Source organism: Lichenifustis flavocetrariae (assembly GCF_026130545.1).
GTDB lineage: Bacteria > Pseudomonadota > Alphaproteobacteria > Rhizobiales > Beijerinckiaceae > Lichenihabitans > Lichenihabitans flavocetrariae.
This window is the reverse complement of the sequence record NZ_JAMOIM010000104.1, coordinates 1-5,761: the sequence shown is the minus strand read 5'-3', so window position 1 is coordinate 5,761 and position 5,761 is coordinate 1. Positions and strand designations below refer to the sequence as shown.

Annotated in this window: 2 protein-coding genes; both read left to right on the top strand. The window is 61.6% G+C overall.

Annotated features, from left to right (window positions below; all coding sequences use genetic code 11):
* Positions 1 to 142 precede the first annotated feature (142 nt).
* Positions 143 to 2,806, top strand: a complete 2,664-nt coding sequence (gene pepN / locus M8523_RS35650; RefSeq protein ID WP_282589538.1) for an aminopeptidase N — start codon at positions 143 to 145, stop codon at positions 2,804 to 2,806.
* A 207-nt stretch (positions 2,807 to 3,013) separates the two neighbouring features.
* Positions 3,014 to 5,335, top strand: a complete 2,322-nt coding sequence (locus tag M8523_RS35645; protein ID WP_282589537.1) for a PAS domain-containing sensor histidine kinase — start codon at positions 3,014 to 3,016, stop codon at positions 5,333 to 5,335.
* The last annotated feature ends 426 nt before the right edge of the window (positions 5,336 to 5,761 follow it).

Below are 5,761 nucleotides of genomic sequence, written 5' to 3'. Positions count from 1 at the left end.
GACCTCGGCCGCGCCCTCGGCAAAAGCACCTACGGCCAATACCTCCTGCGCCTCGCCGAAACACCCGCAAACTGAGCGCACATTGACCTCGCACGGCGCAACGGGATAGTCGGCACAACGGCTCTTCTGGATCGACACGCTGATGCGCACGGATGACGGCAAACCGACCCTCCTCAGCGAGTATCGCCCGCCCGACTATCTGATCGAGGCGATCTGGCTCGACATCGTGCTGCATCGGACCGCGACGCGGGTGCGCTCCAAGCTGACGATCCGACCCAACCCGGCCGGCCGACCAGCTGCGCCGCTTCGGCTCGACGGCGATGGTCTCGTCCCGCACGCCATCATACTTGACGGGCAGGCGCTGCCACTCACGGCACAGGTGGTGACGGCAGACAGTCTCACAATCGCCGATCCGCCGCGTGAGCCCTTCACGCTCGAAATCGAGACGCTTACCGACCCTTCGGCCAACACCCAGTTGATGGGTCTCTACCGCTCGGGCTCAGCCTATTGCACGCAATGCGAGGCCGAAGGGTTTCGGCGGATCACCTACACACTCGATCGTCCGGACGTGCTTTCGGTCTTCACCACCCGGATCGAGGCCGCCAAGGAGGACGCGCCCGTCCTCTTGAGCAACGGCAATCTGGTCGAGACAGGCGCGTGCGAGGATCCCGCGCGCCACTTTGCCGTATGGCACGATCCATTTCCGAAGCCCTGCTACCTGTTTGCCCTCGTGGGCGGTGCGCTGGATTGCCTGTCCGACACCTACGTGACTGGCGGCGGTCGCCGTGTCGCGCTCGGAATCTATGTCGAACCCGGCAAAGTGCCGCTGGCCCACTATGCGATGGACGCCCTGAAACGCTCCATGCGCTGGGACGAGAAAGCGTTCGGCCGAGAATATGATCTCGATATCTTCAACATCGTCGCCGTGTCGGATTTCAACATGGGCGCGATGGAAAACAAAGGCCTCAACGTCTTCAACGACAAATACATCCTGGCTTCACCCCAGACCGCCACCGACGGCGACTATGCCGGCATCGAAACCGTGATCGCGCACGAGTACTTCCACAATTGGACCGGCAATCGCATCACCTGCCGAGACTGGTTTCAGCTGTGCCTCAAGGAAGGTCTCACGGTGTACCGCGACCAGGAATTCTCGAGTGACGAGCGGTCCCGGCCCGTCAAGCGGATCGCGGATGTTAGGACCCTGCGGTTGCGCCAGTTCGCCGAAGACGCCGGCCCGCTCGCTCACAACGTGCGGCCCGACCGCTACCTCGAAATCAACAACTTCTACACGGCGACCATCTACGAGAAGGGCGCCGAGATCGTCCGCATGCTGCGTCATCTGATCGGCATGGATGCCTTCAATCAGGGCATGACCCTCTACTTCGACCGTTTCGACGGGACAGCCGCGACGATCGAAGATTTTCTCGGCTGTTTCGCTGAGACATCGGAGAGCGATCTGTCGCAATTCATGCGCTGGTACGAGCAGGCTGGAACCCCGGAACTCAAGGTCGTCTCGACCTTCGAGCCGCAGGACGCCAGTCTCACGGTCGAGTTTTCCCAGAGCACCGCCCCCACGCAGGGCCAGCCGACCAAGCAGCCGCTTGTCGTTCCCGTCGCGTTCGGGCTTGTCGGCGTAACCGGAACACCGATCGCTCTGGCAGATGTCGCGACGGAGGGTCTCAGCGCCGCGGAACTGCGCAGCGGAGTGGTCGAACTCGACGGTCCGACGCGCCGCCTCACCTTTCGCGGGCTGCCGGAACGTGCAATCCCCTCCACATTGCGAGGCTTCTCGGCACCGGTCAAGATCGCCACCGACCTCACACCAAGTGACCTCACGGTGCTGTTGGCGCATGACAGCGATAGTTTCAACCGCTGGCAGGCCGCCCAAACATTGGCCACCCGGGTCCTGGTGGAAGGAACCCGTGCGGCTGGGTCCGTCCAACGACCGAACGATGTCGATCCCGGCCTCCTCGCCGCCTTCGCGGCTGTCCTTGATGACCCGCATGCCGATCCGGCCTTCGTGGCGCAGGTGATGACGCTGCCAACCGAGGCCGACCTCGCGCGCGATATCGGTCAGGATGTCGACCCGGACGCCATCCATATCGCTCGTGAAAGCCTGCGCGGCACTTTGGGCTCGGCCCTGCACGATCGGTTGCTTCGGCTCTGCCAGCCGCCGAAGGACGTCCTCCCTTATTCGCCGGCCGCTCCGGACGCGGGGCGGCGTGCTCTCCGCAATACGGCACTGTGGCTCCTCGCCGGAGGCGATGCAGGCTTGGGGCAGGATTTGGCCGCAGCACAATTCGATGCGGCGGACAATATGACCGACCGCATCGCCGCGCTCGGCGTCCTCAGCCTAATCCCTGGTGAGACGCGGGAGATCATGCTGAACCGCTTTCAGGTGATGTTTGCCGACGAACCTCTGGTCGGTGACAAATGGTTGAGCCTCCAAGCCTCCATTCCTGAAGCCGGAACGCTTGATCGGGTGGAACGGCTCATGTCGCATCCGACCTTTTCCATGGCGACACCGAACCGCATCTACGCGCTGATCGGCGGCTTCTCGGCCAATCAAACACAATTCAACCGTCAGGACGGGCGCGGCTATGATTTCATCGCGGAAATCGTCATGACGCTTGACGATAAAAACCCTCAAGTTGCAGCCCGCCTCTTAAATGCCTTCCGGCTTTGGCGGACGATGGAGCCTCACCGCCGGACGCGCGCCGAGGCGGCACTCGAACGCATCGCAGAACGGCCATCCTTGTCGGCCGACGTTCGAGACATCGTGACCCGATCCCTCGGGCGCTAAAGCGCAATCGGCGCCAATCAGGGCCCGTAGGGAGCTTTTTTGAGTCTTCCGAGTGACACCGTCCGGGTACTGCGGGAAACCGGATTCCAGAAAGCTCCCGACGCCCCATAATCCTGGACAAATCGTTAAACCGGGATTCTTATAGGGTTGATTCGGGGCTCGATGCGGCACATTGGCCCCGGTTCACCAGGTTTCTGGAGGCCCTTCATGGCGCGTGCAAACGTGGCCCGTGTATCTGCACGCGCGGGTTCCCTGCAGGGACTTGTTCGAAGTCTGCAGCCCGACACACGTTCGGATCGGATCGCGGCTCTCGAACCCGTCGCGCGCCGGCTTGTCCCGGCGGTCGCTTTCCTGTTCGTCTTGACCTTCGCGTTCGGCTCATTGATGCAGATGATGGATGCGCGCGAGCGCGCCAAGGCCGATGGCTTCAGCGATATGGAGCTTATTGCCTCTGTGGTCACGAACGAGATCAACAAGGCCGTCGCCGAGACCCCGAATGCCAGCATCGAAGCGATCCTCCAGAAAAGCCTGCCTTCACGCGCCTTGACAAGCGGTCGCCAGATCATGGTGACCGACCAGAGCGGTACGATCGTCGCTATTCTGCCGCCGGAACCGCTGGACAACCGGACGCTCGCCGACAAACTTGGGCCCGCCCAGGCCGTCATGGTCTTCGCAGAGAAAGCCGGCGTCATGTCCGTCGTCCTGCCGGACGGCTCGGAGGCGCTTGCCGCGGTCAGAAGCCTCCACAGTCCCTTCGGCCAGATAGCGATCCTCGATCCCGTCTCCGGGCTTCTGGCTGACTGGCGGTCCACCACCTACCGCACCACGATCCTGATCGTGGCCGCGGCTATCATTCTCCTGAGTCTCGCGGGTGCCTACCTTTGGCAGACCACCCAGGCGATGGCGGCCGAAGCCCTCCATTCGCGCGTGCACGGCCGCATCGACACTGCGCTCAATCAGGGTCGATGCGGATTGTGGGACTGGGATCTTGCGCGCGGCCGCATCTACTGGTCGGAATCGATGTACGCCATCCTGGGGATGGAGCCCGACTCGGAATTCATCTCCTACGGAGATCTCAAGGTCCTGCTGCATCCCGAGGACCGTGACCTCTGCGATGTCGACCATCTGCTGGCAAACAAAGAGGCCAACGTGCTCGACCGCTCGTTTCGGCTTCTGAATGGCCGTCAAGAGTGGATCTGGCTTCGGATCAGAGCCGTCATCAAGCGGGATGATGCGGGTCTCGACGCGCACCTTGTCGGTATTGCCATCGACGTCAGCGATGAAAAGAGACAGGCCGAACAGACCCGGACGGCCAACGAGCGTCTGCGTGACGCGGTCGAAGGCTTGTCGGAGGCGTTCGTTCTGTGGGACTCCGAGAACCGGCTGGTCACCTACAATTCCCGCTTCTTGAACCTGCATGCTCTCGAGCCGCACTTGGCCCAGCCCGGCATGCTCTACAGCGAGATCATCGCACGTTCGACGCCGCCCAACATCCGGGCCGCCACGCCCGCTCCGCAAGGCGTGCCCTCCACCGGGGGAAGCTATGTGGCGCAACTTGCCGACGGACGCTGGCTGCAGATCAACGAGCGACGCACCCAGGACGGCGGTTACGTCTCGGTGGGGACTGACATCACGGCTCTGAAACGCCATGAAGAGCAGCTCATGGATTCCGAGCGGCGCCTGATGGCCATGGTGGCGGACCTGCGCCGCTCTCGCCAGACGTTGGAACGGCAGGCCGAACAACTGGCCGAATTGGCCGAGCGCCATGCCGAGAAGAAGCGCGAGGCCGAGAGTGCCAATCGGGCAAAATCCGAGTTCCTCGCCAATATGAGCCACGAACTCCGGACGCCCTTGAACGCCATCATCGGCTTCTCGGAGATGATGAGCCAGCAGGTCTTCGGGCCACTCGGGTCGGACCGATACAGGGATTATGCGGCCGATATCGGCACGAGCGGTCGTCAATTGCTCGACGTCATCTCCGACGTCCTGGAGATGTCGCAGCTCGAATCCGGGCGGGTCGAACTCGATTGTACCCTCTTCGCCATCAAGGGCGTTCTCGACGAGACTTCGGCCCACTATCGGAAAAAAGCCGCGGATAAAAACATTTCGGTCGTCGTCGATGCCGATTCCGGCCTTCTCGTTCGGGCGGACCGGAGCGCCTTGGCCAAGGTGGCCAGCAACCTGCTGGGAAACGCCATCAAGTTCACACCTCAAAATGGCAACGTCTCGCTCCGAGCGCGGTTCGTCGACAAGAGCGTGGAGATCCTGGTTCAGGACAGCGGGATCGGCATTGCGCCAGCCGCACTGACCCGGATCGGCCGACCCTTCGAGCAGATCAATGCAACCCTTCTCGATGGCATGAAGGGTTCTGGCCTCGGCCTCGCCATCGTGCGCTCCATCCTCGAGTTGCACGGCGGCTCGTTGGCAATCCAATCTTTCGTCGGAGAAGGGACAATTGTGAAAGCCGTGATCCCGTCCGTCATTCCGTTCCGGCTTGAGGCCATCGAACAAGCATCAGTAGCGGCGTAACGTTCCGACGGCCGACCACACGCGGGGAGGTTGTCCCGATCACATGGCTTGTAGAGGCATCTCTACTATCCGGCGACATTTTCTACAGCTTGCACAGCAACGCGTCGTCATAGATCGTCAGATTACCTCATGCCTCCGAGAACTTACGATGGGAATGCTCTAGCCAATTGAATGATTTTGCTTGGCACTCTCAGAATTCACTATGTCGAACATAAAAACCGTTGAGGTGAAAGCATTCATCCCAGCGAAAGACTTCGAGCTTTCGAAGCGTTTTTATAGCGATATAGGATTTTCTGTGGCATAGTTTTCCGAAATCCTCGCGTATCTCCACGCCGGGCGCTCCAGTTTCCGATCGCGGTAGGGACGCTCATTGCTGAGCGCCCCCCGCACAGATCCGAGCGGGCCCAATTCGGGCACTCGGCTCCC

Coding starts and splice junctions, on each gene's coding strand:
- M8523_RS35645 (WP_282589537.1), top strand. CDS start 3,014: ATGGCGCGTGCAAACGTGGCCCGTGTATCTGCACGCGCGGGTTCCCTG.
- pepN (WP_282589538.1), top strand. CDS start 143: ATGCGCACGGATGACGGCAAACCGACCCTCCTCAGCGAGTATCGCCCG.